The 21,913-nt window shown below is 57.6% G+C and carries 18 protein-coding genes and 3 pseudogenes; 6 read left to right on the top strand and 15 right to left on the bottom strand.

Features of this window, described 5'->3' with window-relative positions; all coding sequences use genetic code 11:
- Positions 1–162 precede the first annotated feature (162 nt).
- Positions 163–1,533, bottom strand: coding sequence for a class II 3-deoxy-7-phosphoheptulonate synthase (locus tag EP837_RS10205; RefSeq protein WP_066529164.1), 1,371 nt, complete (start codon positions 1,531–1,533; stop codon positions 163–165).
- 340 nt (positions 1,534–1,873) lie between these two features.
- Between EP837_RS10205 and EP837_RS20460 the strand changes: the two genes are divergently transcribed.
- On the top strand, positions 1,874–2,686 hold the full coding sequence (locus tag EP837_RS20460; RefSeq protein ID WP_082919604.1) for an FkbM family methyltransferase: 813 nt from the start codon (positions 1,874–1,876) through the stop codon (positions 2,684–2,686).
- 25 nt (positions 2,687–2,711) lie between these two features.
- A pseudogene (locus tag EP837_RS22025) lies at positions 2,712–2,807 on the top strand (hypothetical protein); the annotation flags it as partial.
- Here the strand turns inward: EP837_RS22025 and EP837_RS20455 are convergent.
- Positions 2,802–3,863: pseudogene (locus EP837_RS20455) on the bottom strand (IS630 family transposase). The pseudogenes EP837_RS22025 and EP837_RS20455 sit on opposite strands and share 6 nt — an antisense overlap.
- Before the next feature lie 196 nt (positions 3,864–4,059).
- Between EP837_RS20455 and tnpA the strand changes: the two are divergent.
- The 4 genes from tnpA to EP837_RS10180 are packed head-to-tail and all read left to right on the top strand — an operon-like array spanning position 4,060 to position 6,639.
- Complete coding sequence (gene tnpA, locus EP837_RS10195) at positions 4,060–4,389, top strand: IS66-like element accessory protein TnpA (protein ID WP_066527080.1); 330 nt, start codon at positions 4,060–4,062, stop codon at positions 4,387–4,389.
- On the top strand, positions 4,386–4,733 hold the full coding sequence (gene tnpB, locus EP837_RS10190; RefSeq protein WP_030541462.1) for an IS66 family insertion sequence element accessory protein TnpB: 348 nt from the start codon (positions 4,386–4,388) through the stop codon (positions 4,731–4,733). Before tnpA ends, tnpB begins: the two co-directional genes overlap by 4 nt.
- A gap of 59 nt (positions 4,734–4,792) precedes the next feature.
- Positions 4,793–6,418, top strand: coding sequence for an IS66 family transposase (gene tnpC, locus EP837_RS10185; protein ID WP_082919603.1), 1,626 nt, complete (start codon positions 4,793–4,795; stop codon positions 6,416–6,418).
- Entirely contained in the window at positions 6,418–6,639 is a 222-nt protein-coding gene (locus EP837_RS10180; protein WP_048578800.1) for a hypothetical protein, read from the top strand. The genes tnpC and EP837_RS10180 overlap by 1 nt, the downstream gene beginning before the upstream one ends.
- A 308-nt stretch (positions 6,640–6,947) precedes the next feature.
- Here EP837_RS10180 and EP837_RS10175 read toward each other — a convergent pair whose 3' ends face one another.
- From EP837_RS10175 to petA, 13 genes and pseudogenes are all read right to left on the bottom strand, one after another.
- The gene (locus tag EP837_RS10175) at positions 6,948–7,862 is read right to left on the bottom strand and encodes a methyltransferase domain-containing protein (RefSeq protein WP_066527079.1); all 915 of its coding nucleotides are present in this window, start codon (positions 7,860–7,862) and stop codon (positions 6,948–6,950) included.
- A 215-nt stretch (positions 7,863–8,077) separates the two neighbouring features.
- Entirely contained in the window at positions 8,078–11,713 is a 3,636-nt protein-coding gene (locus tag EP837_RS10170; protein WP_156518464.1) for a glycosyltransferase, read from the bottom strand.
- A 167-nt stretch (positions 11,714–11,880) separates the two neighbouring features.
- Entirely contained in the window at positions 11,881–12,837 is a 957-nt protein-coding gene (locus tag EP837_RS10165; protein WP_066527071.1) for a phytanoyl-CoA dioxygenase family protein, read from the bottom strand.
- Between the two features lie 6 nt (positions 12,838–12,843).
- A complete protein-coding gene (locus tag EP837_RS10160) occupies positions 12,844–13,677 on the bottom strand; it encodes a DUF5672 family protein (protein WP_066527069.1) in 834 nt (277 codons plus the stop codon).
- Positions 13,674–15,299, bottom strand: a complete 1,626-nt coding sequence (locus tag EP837_RS10155) for a glycosyltransferase family 2 protein (protein WP_066529157.1) — start codon at positions 15,297–15,299, stop codon at positions 13,674–13,676. The genes EP837_RS10160 and EP837_RS10155 overlap by 4 nt, the downstream gene beginning before the upstream one ends.
- A 188-nt stretch (positions 15,300–15,487) precedes the next feature.
- Positions 15,488–16,364: pseudogene (locus EP837_RS20450) on the bottom strand (IS21 family transposase); the annotation flags it as partial.
- 440 nt (positions 16,365–16,804) lie between these two features.
- Complete coding sequence (locus tag EP837_RS22020; protein WP_225870536.1) at positions 16,805–16,996, bottom strand: transposase; 192 nt, start codon at positions 16,994–16,996, stop codon at positions 16,805–16,807.
- Between the two features lie 375 nt (positions 16,997–17,371).
- Positions 17,372–17,599 (bottom strand): hypothetical protein, encoded by a 228-nt coding sequence (locus EP837_RS21300; protein WP_197486264.1) that lies wholly within the window; start codon positions 17,597–17,599, stop codon positions 17,372–17,374.
- 115 nt (positions 17,600–17,714) lie between these two features.
- A complete protein-coding gene (locus EP837_RS10140; RefSeq protein ID WP_066527059.1) occupies positions 17,715–18,359 on the bottom strand; it encodes a 5'-methylthioadenosine/S-adenosylhomocysteine nucleosidase in 645 nt (214 codons plus the stop codon).
- Positions 18,360–18,370: 11 nt separating this feature from the next.
- Positions 18,371–18,907, bottom strand: a complete 537-nt coding sequence (locus tag EP837_RS10135) for an adenine phosphoribosyltransferase (protein ID WP_066527057.1) — start codon at positions 18,905–18,907, stop codon at positions 18,371–18,373.
- 83 nt (positions 18,908–18,990) lie between these two features.
- Positions 18,991–19,839 carry a cytochrome c1 gene (locus EP837_RS10130; RefSeq protein WP_066527052.1) on the bottom strand — a complete coding sequence of 283 codons (849 nt, stop codon included), beginning with the start codon at positions 19,837–19,839 and terminating at the stop codon, positions 18,991–18,993.
- A gap of 17 nt (positions 19,840–19,856) precedes the next feature.
- Positions 19,857–21,176 carry a cytochrome b gene (locus EP837_RS10125; protein ID WP_066527049.1) on the bottom strand — a complete coding sequence of 440 codons (1,320 nt, stop codon included), beginning with the start codon at positions 21,174–21,176 and terminating at the stop codon, positions 19,857–19,859.
- 11 nt (positions 21,177–21,187) lie between these two features.
- Positions 21,188–21,754, bottom strand: a complete 567-nt coding sequence (gene petA, locus EP837_RS10120) for a ubiquinol-cytochrome c reductase iron-sulfur subunit (RefSeq protein ID WP_066527047.1) — start codon at positions 21,752–21,754, stop codon at positions 21,188–21,190.
- Positions 21,755–21,913: the final 159 nt, after the last annotated feature.

Raw genomic sequence — 21,913 nt, 5'->3', positions numbered from 1 at the left:
GACCAAAACTGCGATCAGGAAAACTGAGCGCGCTGCACGAGATTTACCTGTTTTACGTAGTCTGCTTTCGAACAGGAGTATTGTGGATATCCATCATCGCCTTTTTGGCAAACGGTATATGCCCTCAACATCCTCAAGTCCTAGGTGCCGGTCACATGCTAACTAAGCCGCGACGCGGCGTTCCTTCAGTTCCTCGTTCAGCATTTCCGCAAGCAGGAAGGCGAGTTCGAGGCTCTGCGCCGCGTTGAGGCGCGGGTCACAATGGGTGTGGTAGCGGTCGGCTAGGCCCTCATCGGTGATGGCGATGGCGCCGCCGGTGCATTCCGTCACATTCTGGCCGGTCATTTCGGCATGGATGCCGCCGCCGAAGCTGCCCTCGGCGCGGTGCACGGCGAAGAAGCCGCGCACTTCGGCCAGGATGCGGTCGAACGGGCGGGTCTTGTAGCCATTGGCCGCCTTGATGACATTGCCGTGCATGGGGTCGCAGGACCAGACCACCGGATGGCCTTCGCGCAGCACCGCGCGGACCAGCTTGGGCAGGCCCGCCTCGATCTTGTCATGACCATAGCGCGTGATGAGCGTGATGCGGCCCGCCTCGCGCGAGGGGTTCAAGATGTCGAGCAGTCGGATGAGGGCGTCGGGCTCAAGGCTCGGGCCGCACTTCATGCCGATCGGATTGCCAATGCCGCGCAGATACTCGATATGCGCCGAGCCTTCGAACCGCGTGCGGTCGCCGATCCAAAGCATGTGCGCGGACGTGTCATACCAGTCGCCAGTCAGCGAATCCTGCCGGGTCAGCGCCTGCTCATAGGGAAGCAGCAGCGCTTCATGGCTGGTGTAGAAGCTGGTTCCGCCGAGCTGCGGCACGGTTTCGGGCGACAGACCGCAGGCGCGCATGAAGTCGAGCGCCTGGCCGATCTGATCCGCCATGGCTTCGAACTTCGCGGCCCAAGGGCTGCGGCCCATGAAATCGAGCATCCAGCCATGCACCCGATCCAGGCTGGCGTAACCGCCGGTCGAGAAAGCGCGCACCAGGTTCAGCGTCGCGGCTGACTGGTTGTAGGCCCGGACCATGCGCTGCGCGTCAGGCTCGCGCGCTTCGGGCGTGAAGGCAATGTCGTTGACATTGTCGCCGCGATAGCTGGGCAGTTCCACGCCGCCGATCGTTTCGGTGTCGGCCGAGCGCGGCTTGGCGAATTGGCCTGCCATGCGGCCGACCTTCACGATCGGCAGCTTGGACGCGAATGTAAGGACCACCGCCATCTGGAGCAGCACGCGGAAGGTGTCGCGGATGTTGTTCGGGTGGAACTCCGCGAAGCTTTCGGCACAATCGCCGCCCTGCAGCAGGAAAGCCTCACCATTGGTGACCTTGGCGAGGTCGTGCTTCAGGTTGCGCGCTTCGCCGGCAAAGACGAGCGGGGGAAACTGGCTGAGCTGCGCCTCCACGGCGGCGAGCGCCTCCGCGTCACGATAGACGGGCATCTGAATGCCCTTATGCTCCCGCCAGCTTTCCAGCGTCCACTTCATCGACACGCAGGCCTCCAACAACACGCAAAATCAGGAGCCGCACCTAGGCTGATGTAAGGCCCGACACAAGATAGCCTGTTAAACGCAGAAGCTATAATCCTGTACAATCCGATGCGCTTATAGGCAAGCAAGGGAAGGCGCATTGGCCTGTCATTGACAACAAACGTCTCCCAAGACACTCCATAGCATCCTCGGCTATTCCGACGCCGCCTTCTCAGGATCAGGCTGCTCCAGAAGAGGGCCTGTCCTGTCAAGCATTAACCAGTTCAATGAGATACACCATGTTCAGAATTGCCATGTTCACAGATCGAGAGGGAAAAAGGATGCCCTGGGGAGAGCGAAGCGCATGACCGATATCATAAAAACTATGAGAAACCTTGCAACAGAGATGTCCAAGTTGATCGAGTTAGCTGATGAATCGGAGGGGCACGCGTATTCGGTACGGCAGCTTATCGCACAGCGAGAGCGATTGTTTGAAATACTTTCTGTAATCGGCAGGGAGTGCGATAATATTGATGGAATATCTTTAAAGAGAATAATAGATTGCATACCTATAACCTCTTCTCAATTTTATCAAGACATCTTCTGTTTGCTAATAAATCGAGGAAAAAATCGCGGTTTTTTTGTTGAGTTCGGTGCATGTGACGGCAAATTTATAAGCAACACCTTCATTCTCGAAAAATATTTTAATTGGAGAGGCATCTTGGCTGAGCCAGCGATGCATTGGAGGAACACTGTCAAGAATAATCGGTCTTGTAAAGTCGATACAAGATGCGTATGGTCTATCTCCGGTGAGAAGGTACAATTTGCAGAATATGAAAGAGATGAACATCTCGCCGAATCTAGCATTTTGGCTGAAGACAAAGAAAATCACACGCCAAAAAATATATATGAAGTTGAAACGATTTCACTAAATGACCTTCTAAGAGTTCACAAAGCTCCTAAAGTTATAGATTTTATATCTATAGATGTGGAGGGAGCAGAGGTGTCTATTTTGGATAGTTTCGATTTCTCTAAGCATAATTTTAAGTTCGCGACTATCGAAACGAAATTTCATAGAAGCGACATAATAGATTTGATGTCAAATAAGGGATATCGTCCGATATTCGAACATGTGTCCGGGCATGACACGATGTTTGTTCCATATAAGCCTTCTTAGACAGTGATCGGCCCGCTCAAGTGCCGAGGTCTGCCGCGAGCATGGTCTGAGCCCGGCGACAATCTACAAGTTGAAGCATCGAGACGGCAGGGGCAGCGCTGCGCTTGCTGCCACCCTATAGCCCTAATACCAAGGTGCATTGATCAAAACCCATGAGCCCATGGACGAGCTGGTTCCAAGCGAAGCAGCAGTGTTCGACGATGTCGTCGTAGGATTTGAAGATGCGGTTCGACAGCCAGTTCGCATGAACTGCCACACGTTCTCGACCGGGTTGAGTTCGGGGCACCGGGGTGGCAGCGGCAACAGGGTGATGTTGGGAGGCACGACCAACTCGGCTGATCCGTGCCATCCGGCCTGATCGAGTAGCAGGACGGCATGCGCGTCCGGTGCGATGTGGAAAGCGATCTCCTGGAGATGCATGCTCATCGCCTCGCTGTTGCATCTGGGCATGACGACGGCGGCGGCCTTGCCTTCCGCGGGCGGATCGCACCGAACAGCCATGCCGAGGACCGCCGTTGATCCTTGGGTGCCGAGGGGCGGGTGCCGCGTCTGGCCCACCGCCGGGTGAGTTTGGTCTGCTGAACGACGCGGGATTCGTCCTGCCACCACAGCTCTATCGGCGGCCCTATTGGGAGCCTCCGCCTGATCTGCGCCAGACGGGAGGCAAAGCTTTTTTAAAATCGGGAATGTCGTCAGGCATCTGGCTACGATGGCGGGGGCGCGCCGAGAGCTTGCGATAGCCCATCCCGCGCAGCTCGCGCCCGAGTGTGTGGCGCGTGACGGAGAGCGCGAACTCATCCCGGATCCACTGCGCCAGATCGGCAAGTCGCCAGCGCACCACGCCCTGCGCCGCAGGGATCGGTCCTGCCTCGACAACCGCTGCTAACCGACTGCGCTGCTCATCGTTCAGGGTAGAGCCCCGTCCCGGCGCCTTGCGCGTGACCAGGCCATCGGGGCCGCCTTCGTTGAACCGCATAACCCAGTCGCGCACAATTTGCAGCATCACGCCGGCAACCTTCGCCGCTTCGCTCCGGCTTCCGCCATCCAGGATCAGCGCAACAGCAAGCAGACGACGAACCCGATCCGCGTCTTCACTTCGTCGCGCAAATCGACGCAATTCCGTCGATGTGTAGTCAGATCGAACCCCAATTGCTGCATAGCCAAGGCCGTCATCGATCTTCGTGCCCGTCGGTACACTTGGGGGATCGTCGGCCTAGCAAGCGCGGCGGTGTTCCTGCTCACCCCCATTCAAACTCACGCAGTGAAGGTCGACCGTATCGCTCCGGTGAGGGCCGCCTTGCGGTGATCGGCTGATATTTTGACATGGCACCGGTGCAAGCGCCGGTGTTTGCACCGATACTAAGGACGGTGCGATGAGTCAGATCACGGTAATTTCGGGGCCGGAGCGGCGGCGGGTATGGACCGACCAGCAGAAGCGCGAACTGGTCGCGGCGGTTTCGGCGCCCGGTGCGAACGTGGCGGAGATTGCCCGCCGTGCCGATCTGCGGCCGAACCAGATCTACAGATGGCGGCGGCAGATGGGGCAGGCAGCCCAAGGCTTTGCAGAAGTGCAGGTGCAGCCCGATCCGATGCCAGTGAGCGGATCGGCGATCATCGTGGAGTTCGAGCGGGCGATCGTGCGTATTCCTGCTGGCGCCTCGCCGGGGTTGGTGTCGGCAGTGCTGCGGTCGGTCAAGCCGTGATCCCAGTCCCCTCCGGCGTTCGGATATGGATTGCAACGGGGCACACAGACATGCGGCGCGGCATGCGCAGCCTGGCCCTGCAGGTGCAGCAGAGTTTCGGACGTGATCCCTTCGCCGGGGATCTCTACATTTTCAGGGGACGCCGCGGCGACCTCTGCAAGATCATCTGGCATGATGGTGTCGGCATGTCGCTTTATGCCAAGCGTCTCGAGCGCGGGAAGTACATCTGGCCTTCGGCCGTGGACGGCGTGATTGCCATCTCCCCCTCGCAGATGGCCTGCATGTTGGAGGCGATCGACTGGCGTAATCCGCAGGCCACATGGCGCCCGACATTGGCCGGATAAAGCCCCAGCATGACCTAAAAGGCTAGAGATTCCGGTGCTTTTTGGCTATGCTATTGGCCATGGGGAACGAGGCACAAGCAGAGATCGACAGCCTTCGCGAGCGGCTTGCCGCTGCCGAGGCTGTCGCCGCTGAAGTCGCCCGCATCAAGGCCATCAACGCCGACCTGGAAGCCCGTAACGCCCTTCTCGAACTGCAGAACGAGAAGATGCGCCGCACCCTTTTTGGCCAGCGCTCCGAGCGCACGCGCCATCTGCTCGACCAGATGGAACTGACCTTCGAGGAGTGCGAGACCGCTGCCAGCGAAGATGAGTTCCTGGCTGCCCTGGCAGCGGCGAAGACCAACGTAGCACCGTTCGAGCGCAAGCGGCCCGCCCGCAAGGCCTTGCCCGAGCATCTGCCGCGCGAGCGCGTCGTCATCGCCGCGCCCGATGCCTGCCCCTGCTGCGGCTCGGAACGGCTGTGCAAGCTGGGTGAGGATATCACCGAGACGCTTGAGGTCGTGCCGCGACAGTGGAAGGTGGTTCAGACCGTGCGGGAGAAGTTCTCCTGCCGGGATTGTGAGAAGATCACACAACCGCCGGCGCCGTTCCATGTGACGCCCCGCGGGCTCTTCGGTCCCAGCTTCCTTGCGATGCTGCTGTTCGAGAAGTTCGGTGCGCATCAACCGCTTAACCGCCAGCGTGATCGCTATGCCCGGGAAGGCGTGGACCTGAGCCTTTCCACTCTGGCCGATCAGGTCGGCACCTGCACCGCCGCGCTGATGCCGCTCTATCTGCTGATCGAGGCGCATGTCCTTGCCGCCGAGCGATTGCATGGCGACGATACGACGGTGCCAGTGCTGGCCAAGACCAAGACCGATACGGGCCGGATCTGGACCTATGTTCGGGATGATCGACCTTTTGGCGGACCGGCACCGCCCGCAGCGATCTTCCATTATTCCCGGGACCGGCGGGGCGAGCATCCCGTGGGACATCTGCGCAGTTGGAGAGGCATCCTTCAGGCTGACGCATATGCCGGCTACAATGCGTTGTTCCATGCCGACCGCCTGCCGGCGCCGCTAACCCGCGCCCTGTGCTGGAGCCATGCGCGCCGTTATTTCTTCGAGCTGGCCGATATCGCCGCGCAGCTCAAAAAGCGCCGCAAAAAGGCCGTTATCTCGCCGCTGGCAGTGGAGGCGGTCCGCCGTATCGACGCGATCTTTGACATTGAGCGCGCCATCAACGGCAGACCGGCCCAGGAGCGCCACGCCCTTCGACAGGAACTCAGCGCACCGCGGGTTGCCGATCTGGAAGAATGGATGCGCGACAACCGGTCCAAGCTATCGAAGAACAGCGATGTGGCCGAGGCCATGGATTACATGCTCAAGGCATGGCCAGCCTTCGCCGCGTTCCTCGATGATGGCCGCATCTGTCTGACGAACAACGCGGCGGAACGGGCGCTTCGAGGCATAGCCCTGGGCAGAAAATCATGGCTCTTCGCCGGTTCGGACCGCGGAGGTCAGCGCACGGCCTTCATGCTGAGCCTCATTGGCACGGCGAAGCTCAACGACATCGATCCGCAGGCTTGGCTTGCCGATGTGCTCAGCCGCATCGCCGACATCCCTCAGAACCGTCTCCATGAACTGCTTCCCTGGAACTGGAAAGCCGATCATCAGAGGGCTCCGGTAGAGGACCTGGCAGCCTGATGCAGCGGAACAAGGTCTACGCAGTGACAACCCTCGCGAAAGTCGCCCAAGAATGGGAGGAAAGCGAGGACCTGCTCCACGAGCTCACCGAGCAAATGGACACCGAAGACGGCGTTATCTGGGTTTACGGCGTCGAAGAGCATGCGGTGCTGGCCCTGTCCGAAGACGGCATCGAGTGCCTTCGCGATCTGCTCGGCGAGCATAAACGCGATCACCAGTAGCCCGCGGTCTTCACCGAATGCCTACGGTCGACCTAACCGCAGCTGCAAATTAAGCGCTGCAAAAATTTATGAGTTCACGACCTAGAGCGCCAGTATGCCAGTGGGCCTTGACCAAGGCTTCGCTCCCATCTGCCGAGGACGAACGGTATGTAGCCGGTGCGCAAGAAACCAGCGTATTTGACAGCAGCACCCGTCGCCGCAATCCCAACGAGCATCATGGCACAACCCGTCCCCCCCCTGCACAAGCACGCTCAACCGGAGAGTCGCTTTTAAAATTGGCCATGTCGTCGAGCTTTTGCTCGTGGTTTTTAGGCGTAGGAATATTGCAAATTGTAAATTTCCGACGCCTCGGCGTCCCATTCTACCTTTGCTTCGCAGATCTTCTCTACAAGGCATCCACTTAGCAGGTAGGTAACCCCTTGGCTCATGCTCGCCATATCGGGACCAGCTATGTAATCCGGGGCTATGCGCGCGGGATATTGATACTGTGCATCTATGACTTTGAACCCGGTATGCTCATTGAAAATGCCGGACCAAGCCTGTCGTGAAAACCTCCAAAAGTCCCAAGGCTCTTCATGGAGAGGCCATCCTGCGTGCGATATGATCAGCGCTTTGCCGCCTGGCTTCAACACATGGCTCATCTCGATCGCTACCTTCCACGGCATCAACAAATGCTCGAACACCGCCATTGAAAATGCGAAGTCGAAGGTGCCAGACACATGCCGGGAAAGATGGTGGGCATCGCCTACCACATCCACGCCAGGGCCAGCCATAACATCCAGTCCGACCCATTCAGATATATCAGAAAACCAGTTCCGATAGCTCGAGCCAGAGCGATCACGCGATCCGATCTCAAGCATTCGCCCCCCTTGCTGATTTACCAAAGCGATGAACCCGTTGCGTAGGTCGTGAAAGCCCATGTCACTTGGCGCTTCAAAGAAAGCACATGGGTTATCCATAGTCTTTCCCTTGCTGAACCGAAAAGTAAATCCGCCATGATCGACATTTGGCGTAGGCAACAGTGCACAAAGTGAGAAGCCCCAATTTTTTGCTTCGGGACCAAACGTATTTTCAAGATGAGGCGTCTGAATGGGCTTCCAAACCGCATCCAGATTCATGCCGTTGTAGAAAACTGCGGGATTGGCTTCATTAGCCCAGCCTTCGGCAACGATGCAATTTCCCAAAATAGAAAATCGATCCAGGTAACCGTGATATTCTGTCAATTTATCGCGTCCGTTCCGAAGCTTACCCTATCCTACTCCCACGAAGGCCACTTACTCGTCAATAGTTCTATATCTATCGAATCAGGCTTATTGCGTCATACGGCTACCCACAATAGGCTTCAGACGGCTAAAAGTCATCAACGTCGGCATATCGTCGTTGGCGAACGCCCCGTGGTTGATTATTATAGATAATTACATCATAATAAAAATAATTACTATTGTTTATATCTATAATATATATCATGCAATATCTCGAACTGCTTTCTATTATTATGGTGATGAATTTGTTGAACTCGCAAATTTTCTTTATACTTCATTGGGTCTTTATCAATATTTTCTAAGACTTTAATTAGATCTCGAGTTGTCGCAACATCGATGACATAGCCGTTGCAGCCATCTTCGATCTCTTGGCCTATAGCGCCCAAGTTCGAGGCTACCACCCACAAACCGCTGCCAAGGGCTTCCCTCGTGACAAGGCCAAAGCTCTCCGGCCAAGTCGATGGCGCGAGCAGCACATCGAGTTGGCCATAAAGCGTCCCGACTTGTGATTGCGGAAAGGGCGCCATCAGCGTCACCGGGGTTGTACCCCAGATCGTATCGATAGACTGACCGCCCCCCAATGTGCCGTCGATCATCGTCAGGTGCAGGTTACGGTAACTCCCGCGACGCAAAGTGGCTTCGATAAGCGAAGCACCCTTATGTGCAGACCGGCCACCTACATGCCCCAGGGCTACGCGGCCGTCTTGCCGGAGTAAACGCTCTACTTTTGCAAAAACAGGGGCGTCATTCTCAACCACCTGCAGACCAGTGATGCCGGCTTCAGAATAGATTTGGGCAAAAGGAACAGAAACGCTCAAATTTGCCTCTGAATTCTGAAGCAGCGATGCAAGACGCTGGCGTCGGGTAACAGATTGGAGAGGATCGCGGCCGCCGGCAGCGCCGGTCAGGACATCGGTGCTCGGCAGTTGCAGCAGGCCATCCTCGTCCACAAGAAACTGATTGTCGGATATCCACCAAGCATCATGCAGGGTGACGAGGTAAGGAATTTTGCGACGCAAGGCCACCTCGACGATCGTCGCTGTCAGCCGCTGGATGCAGTGAAAATGTATGATATCGGGTTTGAAATGATCCAGGACCCTTTCAAATGGCTCCGCATGATCCTCGTTGAACGGCCTCCAATCCATATGGACTTCCTGCGGCGTTGAGAGGCGATAAACTGGAGTGCCGCCTTCTGAATCCATGGCGAGACGGCCCGGCGGAGTAGCACCATCCTCCGAACAGAAGACGCCGATTTCTAAATCCGGGTATTGTTTTTTGAAGTCCCGAACATTTTCCTCCACAACCCTGGTCGCACCGCCATAGCTCTGGGGGGCAAAGAATACATTGCAGATGAGAACACGGAGACGGCCGTTGCGGGTAGCAAGCTTATGCCGACCAAGATCGCCAAATCCTGTTTCAAGGGCCTTCGCCCCCACTTCAAGATCATATGCTCGCAAAGCCTTCTGACGAGCCTGCGCCCCGACCTTTGTGCGAAATTCCGGGTCGGTTATCAGTTTCTGCAGAGCAGCATGCCACTCCGTTGGGGAATCTACGAGGAGCCCATCAACGCCATTCTCTATAACTTCCCTATAGGTTCTCGTTCCACTTACGATAGAAGGAATCTGCAGCACCGCCGCTTCCAGCCATTTGATCTCACTCTTACAGTCGGCGACGATGCCGGGCTCCAGCACGGCAAGATTGATGTCACAGCTGGCGAGCACCGACCAATAAGCGGTGACGTCAGGAATGAACGAATAAGTGGTAATCCGGTCGCCCAAAACGTTCAGTTCCGGCTTCAGTTTGAGATGCCCCACGATTACCAGGTCAACATGCGCGTGACGCTGCATGAGATCCAGAAGCGCCGGCGCAACCAATCGATTGAAGTCGGCATTATGAGCTTTCGTGCCCGATCCATAGAAGATGCGCACCCGCCCGCTTGAATGTCGGATCGGATAGGCACCCATGGTGACGGCGGCATTGCTGCGTTCGTCAAGGCCGTTGCGGATGAGGATATTGGCATCGGTAACCGTGACCGCCTGCATCCGTTCTGCCAGAGCGGGAGTCGAGGCAATGCTGCCCTTGCACATCGACATGGCATAACGGAACAGCGGGACACCAAATTGTAGCCCAGCATATTCGGTTGCGGAAACCTGACCTTCAAAGGAAGAGAAAGGATCAGGATAGCAGCTGGCATCAAAAATCAGATCGTCGATTTCATAATAGGTATCGAGGTCCATGCTGTTCGCATGCAGAATGGCGCGCAGGATCACCGGAAGAGCGGCAACACGGTAAAAAATCGCAGCTCTCGCGCCGACCAGGCTGTCGACAAAATCCTGAACATCGGAATGGGAGAATATCTTGACCGGTATGCCGGCGCTTTTGAACTGCAGAGCCTTTTGCTCAATGCGGTAGTGGGTACACTGCCGCAAATCGTCATTGGCGAGGATGGCCACATAGCCTTCCGGATTTCCTCCTGTTGGCGCGGGAAGGCTCTCCAATTCCGAGTAAAGTGCCCGGATTTCATCTAATGTGTCGATGAGAAGCGCATCGACAGCTTCCCTTTGAACAAGGCCAGAGTCCTGCTCTGTGGTTTCGCGGTAGAGCGCATGGGCTCGCGCGCTCTGATGGTCGAAATAGAGCTGGACGACCTCGTGAAGTTTGCGACCGAATTCCACCTTCTGCCGCCAGAGGAGATGCGCTTTGCGCAGGACGTCAAAAGCCTCGGAAAACTCCTTGCGAGACGCATGGATCGAAACGGCATGGAGAAAAGCCCAGATTGGAGCCCGACCGATTTTCATCGCAGCGGTATAGGCTTCCGCGGCTTCGCCCGTTCCGCCGAGTTCACGATGCGAATCGCCTAAAAGGCACAGCGCCTCGGCCGCAGGTGCGATCGCTATGGATTGCTCGAACAAGGCGATCGCCTTGCGATGCTCTCCATGGGCCAGCGCACGGCGGCCGATGCAATCCAGCAGCCAAACTGCGTCTTGCCCCATAAGATCGACGTTGCGGATGATCTTGCGCGCGGCCTGGTTAAATAGAGCAACCAAAGCCTGGCTTCGGGTTGTCTTTAGCGACAAGCCCGATCTTTTGACAAAAGTCTGCCAATCGAAAGAAAGGGGGAAAGGCAGCCCCCCGAGATAGGAAAGGAGAAAAATTCGCTCGTTGGGCGCAGCGCCCGCAGGAAACCCTTCTGTCAGCCAGGCCCTATACAAATCCGCGTCGGACTTATGTACATGATCGGGTAAAATGCCATTGTCGCGTACGAATTGGACGTCAAAGGCGTATTCGAAATTAATCGGCCAAAGGTTTTCAATCCCCTCTGCGCAAAAAACCTCCAGCGCCTCTTCCCGGGATGTTGGTAGAGCGTCGAGCTCATCCCCGCACCACGCAAGAAATTCAGAGGTAGAAAATATAGACTTCCATTTTTCCTGGACAGGTATTTGGATATTAGCATTTTCATTTTCAGCAAATCGAGAAATTCTTCCTTCCTTTCGACCATGTCGAACATAATGGTGAAAAAATTCCTCGTCCGTCTCAAATCTTGAAATCAAGTCTTTATTATAGAATTTATAAGCTGAAATGTCAAAATTATCACGGATATCGTTCTTCAAAGACCAAGCATTAACAAAATATTCTTTCTCATTAAGAAACCTTCCTTCAGATTTCCCATGTCTTATATAGTGGCTCAATGCCTGTCTTTTGCTTTTGATGCTTTTTAAATCATCATAGTGAGATATATAAAAATTGGCATCAAAGCCCTTGGCTTTGCTCGCAACCATCATCTTGTAGATGAATTTTCTTGCCAATCGCACGCATCAAATCCTGAATTTGAATAACTTCATTCCGATTACCGCATCGAGCAGAAACCGGATCAAATATCGTGGAACATTGCCGATTTCCTGGCCCAGGAAAAGGCCTTGTCTTACCAAAGTCCTGACTGCCGCCAATTCCAGAATTGCCGCTCAAAATGCAGCTAGACTTAACCGCGCAATCGTTTCAGCAGGCGACGCCGGAGAGATGGGCGACGACCGGGCGTCTGTGGCGGCGTTGCTGGTTTCTCCAAAACCTCTCCCAAATAGGCGTTCGGCCGGGGTTGCCCGTCGCTGATCGCCACAAGGTCGCGCAGTTGTAACCGACCCAGCGCCTCATCGGAAAAAGCCGGTGTATAATAGATGCAGTCGTCAAAATAATAATGCGTCACCTGCGACCAGCGCGTGAGCTGCGGATCCGCCTGGCGGCTGCCACCATGCAGCAGGTTCGCGCACCAGATCAGCGCCTGCCCCTTGCGCGCGAGAAAGATTTCCTCCCTCGCACCATAGGCCTCGCGCAACGCCTGCCAGGCTGGGCCATATGGATCCTGCGCTGAATGAAGGTCGCCCCCGTAACCACGTCGCCCGATCAGCGCATTCGTCATGATCGGCCAGCGGTGCGAACCCGGATAGTAGAATAGCGGCCCGGCATCAGCACTGATATCTTCCATCGCCAACCACACCCCGCACATGAAGCGCTCCGGCAGACTGGAAAAATGGACCGAGTCCGAATGGGCATCCTGCTGCGTGCCGACCGGGAAGTTCAGTGTCTGGAACGGAAAGGCGCGGCGTCCATAGAGTTTACTCAGCAGATCCAGCACCATCTGGTTCGCGGCAATCGCATGGACATCTTCATCAAACACCCAGGCATCTTGGATGCGGCGTTCCCCCAGAGTCTTGTCGTTTCGCGGATCGTCGAAATTGATCCCATAGCGAGGTGCCAGATTACGCTTGATCCTGTCAATCCGCGCATCAAGGTCCGCGTCCGGGAAATCGAACACCGCATAACCCCTTTCATAGAGGCTGGTGGCAATCTCCTGCTCTTCCGAGCTCAGCCCCTGAGAAGCCTTAAGCGTGGGGAATAATGGCGACTCGATCAGCGGCAAACCAGGGAAAATATTAGTCACAGCGTATCAAGCCTTTCGGGACTGTGGAGCAGGGCCGATCATCGCTGCTGACCAACCTCCCATTTTGTATTTCACATGATCGAACATCAGTCGGGCCATTCGCCCATAACCTCCCGGGCCTTGCCCTACGTCTTTCAATATGCTGGTCCAGTCATGTCTTACGGTGCCTCGGTCATCAAGATCGCGGTAAATCCGCCAAAAGGCCTTCATTCCTACCGCTTGAGGCATATTCCACACACCATGATAACCGAAGCTCGTCTCCAGCTTCCCGGCCCGCTCGGTAGCAAACAGATCAGCGAGTGCCCGTGGGGCGAAATGCATGCCCCTTCCCTCCAGCCAGCTGCGATTGGCCCGTCCGATGGCAATATCTTCGGGATGGGAGGCAAGAAACTGGGACACCCGACACGCTTCCATCAGCCGTCGGCTACGCAGAGAGAAGCCGCCATTGCCGACATCATAGCCATCGTCGAACTGCGGCCAACTTGCCCCGATATAGTCATAGTCGAGGAACTCGGGACGCCACCGCCCTGCGTCGATTACATGACCGTCCCACTGCGCCACCAAGCAATGAGAAGTCTCCACATGATCAACCAACCGTGACAGCAGGAAGTCCGAATAAGCAGCAGCGGATTGGATGTGTGGGATCGGTACGACGGAGATGCCGGGATGAGTGGGTTGTAAAGGCGCGTCTGTGAACAGTTTGCAGGCTGCAAAGTCGGCCTGCGCCAGGCTTGCTTCCAGCGCGCGCACCGTCGCCTTCACATTGACCGAGGTCACGGCGCACAAGGTCACCTGGGGCAACGCGAGCCGGTCAGGAGTTTCTTCGGGTCGCGTTGTCATGCTTCCAGCCTTACGACGAAGCGTTCACTCGCGCGGCTCAGCTCCGGATGATGAAAGGGATCCACCACCTCATCTGTGCCCCATAGCCGTTTGAGCGCGTCCAGCTCCTTTGCAAGCCGTGCCGCTCCGACGGGATCACGATCAAACCCGCGAGAAACGGATTCATGATGTATGAGCGTCGCACGCGGCTCAAAGAGCGACTGGTATCCGCCCCGGTTCAGCCGCATGCACAGGTCCACATCGTTGAACGCGACCGGAAAATTCGTTTCATCCAAGCCACCAACGGCAAGAAAGCGGTCGCGCAACACCACAAGGCAGGCCGCCGTCACTGCCGAAACGAATTGCGGCAACGCATGGCGATGAAAATAACCTTCTTCGTCTGGTTGAAGCAGCCGATGAGCATGGCCCGCCGCGTTGCCCATGCCGATTACGACCCCTGCATGCTGGATACGTCCGTCGGGATAAAGCAAGCGGGCCCCCACGGCGCCAACGTCCTGGCGCAAAGCCTGGACAGCCATCGTTGCCAGCCAATTCGGCTCGATTATCTCGATATCGTTATTCAACAAGCACAACAGCCGACCACGCGCCTCCGCCACGGCACGGTTGTTAATGGCCGAGTAGTTGAATGCGCCCGCATGCCGGAGGACATGATGACGTGCAGGATCAAGGCTGGACAGAAATTTGAGCGTCTGCGGATCGTCGCTGTCGTTATCAACGATGATGACTTCCATGTCAGGATAATCAGTGGCGACGAGACCGGTCAGGCATGTTTGCAGCAGTTCAACACGATTCCGCGTCGGTACAATGACAGTAAGCGGCGGCAGATCACGCCCCTGGATGACCGGAGCTGCCGCCAATTTGGGACCGGGGCGGGCTCGGCGATGATGCAGAATCTTGCTGACATGCAGTGGCGTCCCCTGCCCTGCCGCCCGCATAACAAGTTGACGCGTCCAGTCATCACTTTCGGCAAGAGCTTCCAGATTTTCGCGAGAGACCCGAAGGACGCAGGCCCCCGAAAGATAATCGAAATGACCGAATAATTCGCTGTTCCAATCAGGTTTGAAGTGCGGATCTGTGCGCTTCCCTGCGCCGGTTAGCAGGTCATCATCTGCATAAGCGATCCCGATCTCCATCTCGGAAATGGCTTTGCGGTAGGTGCTCGCCGCCCCCCGCGCGAGCCGATCGCCCGCGACGATGGGCATCAGCCAAGGATTCTCGCTCCAATCGATTTGCCGAGCCGCTTCCGTTAAATCCGGCACATATGGCGTACCGATCAGCAGCGCAGGCACACCCTCCGCCTGCAGGTTAGACAAAGTTTCCTGTATCCTGTCCTGCCCCCGCGTCATGTCGATCAGCGCCAGGATCCGCGGACGCTGATTGCTACTCTCGTCGGTGGAGATCGCCTCCTTCTCCAACAGCAGCCACATGTCATAGCCTCTTGACGACGCCCCGAGCAAACGCGCCAACTGGGCGCGCGAACGCACCCTCTTACGTTTCAGACGCCACCACATCGCCGTCAAATAGGCGCGAGGATCGGCTCGAAAGGCATCAAAATGAATGAACAGCAGCAGCCATAGGCCGGCTTTCTTGTCTGGGTAGGGATTTGCCCGGTTCGACTGCATGGCCGGCTGCGATAGCGGATTGGCCGATAGGAACAAAGGAAAAGTAGATACATTCACTGTCCAAAACTGATGGTAGCCAAAGGCGCTGCTTCCGAGGTAACCTGCCCCTGATTCCGAGATGATGTGGCCCCTTTGGTGATACCGATGGTGGTCCGCCGCTGGGTTTAAGATCACTCCTTTTCCAACTATTGGTCGATGATACATTGATGCTCGCATTTGACCGCCCTTCGGCGACGACCCGGTAGTGATCGGGATAGACCCGAAGGCTGACGGGCCGATTGGCAAAGGAAGCCGCGCTGTACCGGTTACGCTCCAGATGGACGAGGCAGGTCGGCGAGCCCCGTCTGCCATATTCCACGAAGACATCGAAGGAGCGGCTCATCGGCATCAGGCATTTCACTTCATCGGCCCAGGCACCGCGACAAAGCCGGTATGATTCCGTGCGGGAGTCCTGCCATAGCGCCTTGCAGCGTGCCTCCAGCCATAGATTGCGATCATCGAGGCTCTCGGCCTGCGGCGTGGGTTGTCACAGGCGATGCCGCGCGTCCTGACATTCTTCTCGACCTAGCCCTTTTTTTAGCCTGCTGTCGGGTTACAGAACTTGGCCTCGAACAGATAATGGCTGACCATGTGAGGAAGCGCGTATTGACGTTCCGCTCCTTCCCGCGCCCCACCTTATCAACAGCGGTGCGCATATTGTCATAGTTCCCCGGACGCGGCACGCCTCCCAGCATGCGGAAGGCGCGATTATGGGCGTCGCGCCAGTCCCGAGCCAAGGCCGCCACGCGACTGTAGGACCCAGGCTCACCAGATCGGGCGTGCAACTGCTACATCGTCCGCTTCTGCTTGCGGGTGCGGCCCATCTCCCGCTTCAGCCACGCCGATTCGCTCCGCGACCGAGTCCAGTTTGCTCGGCTGCTCGGGCACTTTGAACCGCAGTTCCACTGTGCCTGATCGTAGATATTTACGGATCGTATTGCGTGACAGCCCGGTACGCCGCGCAATCTCGCGGATCGAGAGATGATCGCGGAAATGCCAGCGCCGGATAACGCTCAATAACGCCATGTCCAAGAGTTATTTGAGCGGCGCCTGCGTGTGATCGGATGCAGTCACGTATCAGGCCTGCTCTGCGGTCTGATGACCGCTGGCCATGATGGAGATGCCGAGGCCTGGTGCAAAACAACTCTGCGGGCTCGAAGCCCAATGACTCGGAATGCTTTTCCAAACCGGGTCTGACCGATCGCATGCCCTTACTGCCCCTCGAACTTCTCACAGGCCCGACGCACCCGGAACTGCTGGCGCGATCGTTTGATCAGGCCACGACAGCCACCGGATTTCTGTAATCCTCACTTTGGTCAGCATCGCCCGTACTGCCCGTGCCATTTTATTAGCCAAGGCGATTGCGACCAGCATTCGCGGCCTGCGCCCCCGCGTGCGGAACAGCCACGATCACTCCGGCAGAGTTTTGCGTGAAGCTCAGCGCATGACAGTCATCGGGCCGGTAATCAGCAGTCGGCGGATATTTCGCGGCCCCGATTCGATATCTTGCCCAGAACCTTCTTGCCGCCGGTCGAGCGCTGGAGAGGGACAAGGCCAAGCCAGGCGGAAAAGCCTCTCCCGCGGCGGAATGTCTCCATAGGAGGCGCAAAGGCTTCGATTGCCATAGCGATGACGTGACCTGTACCGAGGACGGTCAATAGTCGAGCAGTTGTTGGGGTTCTGGCAGCCGTTGCTGGAGGACCTTTCCAGCGTCTCGATCCTGCCGCTCAACGAAGCAATCCGCTCCAGATAAGGCCGTGCCATCTCAACCATCAGCGATTCCCGCGATGCTTCGGCTTCCTCGAATACAACCCCATTCACAGCCGGCAAAAGCTGCCGTGAGACTAATCGAATTTCGAGATCAAGCGCCCTTGTCAATTCGACAAGGCTGGTCCGTCGCAGATCGACAACCCCGTTCTTTATTTGCCGCTACATGGCTCTGCGGTAGTCCGACCCGCACACCCAAAGCCCGCTGAGACAATCCACTCGCCGCCCGTGCTCCACGCAGGCCGTCGCTGACGCGCTTCAGCGACCTAGATTGAGATGTCCGGGTATGACGAGCTCATATGCAAAAGCATATCAAACGAGAAGGTCATATGCTTTTGCATATAATCTCGCAGTTGCAGATGGCGCTTGAACTTCTCTCGGCTCGATGCAACTTTGGGGAAAGTTGCATCAATAATCGAGCTGGGCAAACGGTGGGCAAGCGCCATGGGAAACTCATCTAACCACTTGTTTTTCAAAGAAGAATCTGCTGCCACTCACCGCCTTGACATCGCAGGGGTCGCAAGTTCAATCCTTTCCGTGACCCCAATAACGCCCCCTCAAGTAATCGGCTCGCGAGGTTTATTGGATCGGCGATGTGTATACAGCAGTTCAGCGGCTAAGTGGGTCCAATGCGTCGGCCAGGGAATCCACTGCGATCGCCAGCCTTTCGTCGAGTAGCGTGAGCAGTTGGGTCCAGCCCAGCATGTCGTCTAATTCGCCAGGACCGTCGGATATGCCGCGCAGCCCCATCAGTGGGACTGCAAAGCGCTGGCAGGCGCGCGCTATGGCGAAGGTTTCCATATCGACCATATCGGCGTCGATCAGCGCATACTCATCGCCGCCGACGATGTTGGCGCCGGTCGAAAGACGCGCCGTGGGCAATGCGAGCGGGGTGTGGAGCGGCAGATCTACAGGGTGATCCAGGAACGGCGTCACGCCCTTCGTGAAGCCGAGGCGAGAGGCGTCCATGTCGCGCCAGGAGACGCTGGCGACTTGATAGACCTCACCCAGTTGGCAAGTGCGCGATCCTGCGGATCCGAGCGACACGGCCAAATCTGGCAGGGCGTCATGCTGGTGAAGGTGCTGAAGCGCCAGACTGGCCGACATTGCGGCTTCCACCGGGCCGACGCCGGTCATCAGCGGGGTGAAGCGGGATTGAAGATGCGGACCATATTCGTCCTCGATCGCCATGACGAACAGGACGCGCTTTCCGGCGATTGTCTCGCAGCGGGCTTGGGGCGGTGGGAAACGCATCAATGAAATAGTCAATTACCGGCGAATTCGAGAAGAGCCGCGGTAGCGATGCCATCGGCCTCCAATGCTGACCGGCCGCCGAGGTCGGGGAGGTCGATGGCGAAGAGGGCCAGGAGGACGGTGGCGGCCTGCTCCCGGAGCAATTGCGCGGCGGCGAGGGCTGTACCGCCGGTGGCGATGAGGTCATCGACCAAGAGGACGCGGGCGCCCTGCTTTACTTGTCCTTCATGCATTTCAAGGCGGTCGGTCCCATATTCAAGGACATAGTCGATGCCGACGGTCTTCCCCGGCAGCTTCCCCGCCTTGCGAATGGGCACGAAGCCCAAGCCGAGCGCCTGCGCAAGAGCAGCGCCGAGAATGAAGCCTCGCGCTTCGATTCCGGCGACGAGGTCAGCGTCGAGCGGGCGCGCAATGTCGGCCAAGCGGCGGATCAGTTCGGAAAAACCCGCCGGGTCGGCAAGCAGGGTGGTGATGTCGCGGAACTGGATGCCCGGCTTGGGGAAGTCGGGAATGGTCCGTACCAACTCGGCAAGATCATCGATGCTCATCGAAACCCCTTACAAGAAAAAGGGCGCGGTTCCGTCATGAAACCGCGCCCCTTCTATCTTCATCGGCTTGTCCGAAGCGGCGATCAGGCCGCCTTCTTCTTGTCCGCCCAGATATTCTGGTAGGACATATAGGCCAGAGCGGTCGCGATCAGCAGGAAGACGATCGTCGCCAGACCCGCGCGGCGGCGGTTTTCGAGCTTCGGTTCGGCCGTCCAGGTCAGGAAGGCCGAAACGTCCTTCGCCATCTGATCCACGGTCGCCTTGGTGCCGTCGCCATAGGTCACCTGGCCATCAGCCGTCAGCGGCGGCGCCATGGCGAGGTTGAGGTTAGCGAAATAGGGGTTGTAGTGCAGCCCCTCAGGCGTCTTGGCGTCGGGGAAGTGCTTCAGCAGTTCCTCCGGCTGCTTCTGGAAGCCCGTCAGCAGCGAATAGACATAAGCCGAGCCGTCGTGGCGCGCCTTGGTCATGAGCGAAAGATCCGGCGGGATCGCATTGTTGTTCGCCGCAGCGGCCGCGACATTGTTCGCGAAGGGCTTGGGGAAATAATCCGCCGGAACCGGTTCACGGCTCGAAGCCTCGCCGGTCTTGGGATCAACGTCAGGGGTCTTGATCGCCCACTGCTTGGCGATCGCCTTGATCTCCGCCTCATTGTAGCCAAGGCCCTTGAGGTCGCGGAAAGCGACGAACTTCAGGCTGTGGCAGGCCGAGCAGACTTCCTTGAAAACCTGGAAACCGCGCTGCAGCTGCGCCTGGTCGAACTTGCCGAAGGGGCCGTTGAAAGAGAAGTCCACATCCTTGGGATGCTTGTGGAATTCATGCTCCACCGTCTTGGCAGGCGGTTCGGAGACATAGGCCACAGCGCCCACAAGGAAGGAGATCAGCAGCCAGCCAGCAAAGAAGAGGCCGACGAGAAATGCGCCGATGCGAACCATGTTGATCTTGTCCCCTTTTAGCCGGCGTTCGACGGCTGCGGATCCGCGCCCATGCCGGGAAGCGCATCCTGTTCGCCCTTGATGTTATAGCGGTTGAGCACCGATTCCGTGATCGAGCCCGGCAGCGGCAGCGGCCGTTCAAAGCGCGAGATCAGCGGCAGGATGATCAGGAAGTGGGCGAAATAATAGGCGCCCGCAATCTGAGAGATCATCACATAGGGCTCTGCCGCCGGCGCACCGCCGCAATAGCCCAGGACCAGCACATCGACGATCAGTATCCAGAAGAACTTCTTGAAGGTCGGGCGATAATTGCCCGAACGCACCGGCGAGGTATCCAGCCAGGGCAGGAAGAAGAGCATCAGGATCGCGCTGAACATCGCCAGCACGCCCAGCAGCTTGGCGGGCACGAAGAAGAAGTCCACCGTGAACGCACGCAGGATCGCGTAGAAGGGCCAGAAATACCATTCAGGCACGATGTGGGCAGGCGTCGAAAGCGGGTTCGCCTCGATATAGTTGTCCGGGTGGCCGAGATAGTTCGGCGCGAAGAACAGCAGGATCGAGAAGAGGATCAGGAACACGCCCGCCCCGAAGCCATCCTTTGCCGTGTAGTAGGGATGGAAGGGAACGGTGTCCTGCGGTCCCTTCACTTCCACGCCGGTCGGGTTCGACGAGCCCGGAATGTGGAGCGCCCAGATGTGCAGGATGACAACGGCCGCGATCACGAAGGGCAGCAGGAAGTGCAGCGAGAAGAAGCGGTTGAGCGATGCGTTGCCGGGAGCAAAGCCGCCGAGCAGCCAGGTCTGGATCGGCTCACCCACCACCGGGATCGCGCCGAACAGGCCGGTGATCACCTTCGCGCCCCAATAGGACATCTGCCCCCAGGGAAGCACATAGCCCATGAAGGCGGTGGCCATCATGAGGAGGAAGATAACGAGGCCGAGCAGCCAGACCATTTCGCGCGGCGCCTTGTAGGAACCGTAGAAAAGGCCGCGGAAGATGTGGAGATAGACGACGATGAAGAAGAAGCTGGCGCCGTTGGCGTGCGCATAACGCATCAGCCAGCCCGCGTTCACGTCACGCATCGTCTGTTCGACGGTGCCAAACGCGACCAGCGTGTTGCCGCCATAGTGCATCGCCATGATCACGCCGGTGACGATCTGGATCACCAGCGCGAGGCCGGCCAGAACACCGAAGTTCCAGAAATAGTTGAGGTTGCGCGGGACCGGATAGCCGGCGCCGATGGCGTTATAGACGAGGCGCGGAAGCGGCAGCTTCTCGTCGAGCCACTGCATCGCGGGATGCTTGGGAGTATAATGCTCAGCCCAGGGAAAGCTCATCGTTTCTTACCTCAGCCTACGAGAATGGCAGTGTCGGAAGTGAAGCTGAACTTCGGCACTTCCAGGTTCTTAGGCGCAGGGCCTTTGCGGATGCGAGCAGCCGTGTCGTACGACGAACCGTGGCAGGGGCAGAAATAGCCGCCAAACTCGCCACGATTTTCACCCTCGCCTGCGCCCAGCGGGACGCAGCCCAGATGGGTGCACACGCCCATGGTGATCAGCCACTGCTTCTTGCCGTCCACGGTGCGCTCTTCCAGCGTCTGCGGATCGCGCAGGCTGGATACGTCGACCTTGTCGGCTTCAGCGATTTCCTTGTCCGTCAGGTGACGGACGAAAAGCGGCTGCGAGCGGAAGGTCGTCTTGATCGCCTGACCCGGCTGGATCGCCGACAGATCGACCTCGGTCGAAGCGAGCGCCAGCACGTCGGCGCTGGGGTTCATCTGATCGACGAGCGGAATGACGACGGCAACAGCCCCGACCCCCGCGAAGCTTACTGCGGCGATGTTGATGAAGTCGCGACGGCGCACTCCACCTTCGCCGGATAGACCTTGGCTGTCCGTATGTTCAACGCTCGCCATGCACCTCAACCCTTGCAAAGACGTCCCTGTTACCCGCCGCATTGCCGTCGCCGGCCCTGGTTATCAGGGGATTTGCGCGCCCATAGAATATGGGCCCCGCCTTTCCCCCTGGCGTGGTTCGCGGGCCTGATAGACCCAGGATGCACTCTTTGCCAACAG

Source organism: Sphingobium sp. EP60837 (assembly GCF_001658005.1).
Classification (GTDB): domain Bacteria; phylum Pseudomonadota; class Alphaproteobacteria; order Sphingomonadales; family Sphingomonadaceae; genus Sphingobium; species Sphingobium tyrosinilyticum.
This window is presented reverse-complemented; position numbering and strand designations above follow the sequence as displayed.

What these genes read in the sequence shown, in the direction of transcription:
- EP837_RS10160 (WP_066527069.1), bottom strand. Translation starts at nt 13,677, where the DNA reads ATGACAACGCGACCCGAAGAAACTCCTGACCGGCTCGCGTTGCCCCAG.
- EP837_RS10125 (WP_066527049.1), bottom strand. Translation starts at nt 21,176, where the DNA reads ATGAGCTTTCCCTGGGCTGAGCATTATACTCCCAAGCATCCCGCGATG.
- tnpA (WP_066527080.1), top strand. Translation starts at nt 4,060, where the DNA reads ATGAGTCAGATCACGGTAATTTCGGGGCCGGAGCGGCGGCGGGTATGG.
- EP837_RS20460 (WP_082919604.1), top strand. Translation starts at nt 1,874, where the DNA reads ATGACCGATATCATAAAAACTATGAGAAACCTTGCAACAGAGATGTCC.
- EP837_RS10135 (WP_066527057.1), bottom strand. Translation starts at nt 18,907, where the DNA reads ATGAGCATCGATGATCTTGCCGAGTTGGTACGGACCATTCCCGACTTC.
- EP837_RS10130 (WP_066527052.1), bottom strand. Translation starts at nt 19,839, where the DNA reads ATGGTTCGCATCGGCGCATTTCTCGTCGGCCTCTTCTTTGCTGGCTGG.
- EP837_RS10180 (WP_048578800.1), top strand. Translation starts at nt 6,418, where the DNA reads ATGCAGCGGAACAAGGTCTACGCAGTGACAACCCTCGCGAAAGTCGCC.
- EP837_RS10140 (WP_066527059.1), bottom strand. Translation starts at nt 18,359, where the DNA reads ATGCGTTTCCCACCGCCCCAAGCCCGCTGCGAGACAATCGCCGGAAAG.
- petA (WP_066527047.1), bottom strand. Translation starts at nt 21,754, where the DNA reads ATGGCGAGCGTTGAACATACGGACAGCCAAGGTCTATCCGGCGAAGGT.
- EP837_RS10155 (WP_066529157.1), bottom strand. Translation starts at nt 15,299, where the DNA reads ATGCAGTCGAACCGGGCAAATCCCTACCCAGACAAGAAAGCCGGCCTA.
- tnpC (WP_082919603.1), top strand. Translation starts at nt 4,793, where the DNA reads ATGGGGAACGAGGCACAAGCAGAGATCGACAGCCTTCGCGAGCGGCTT.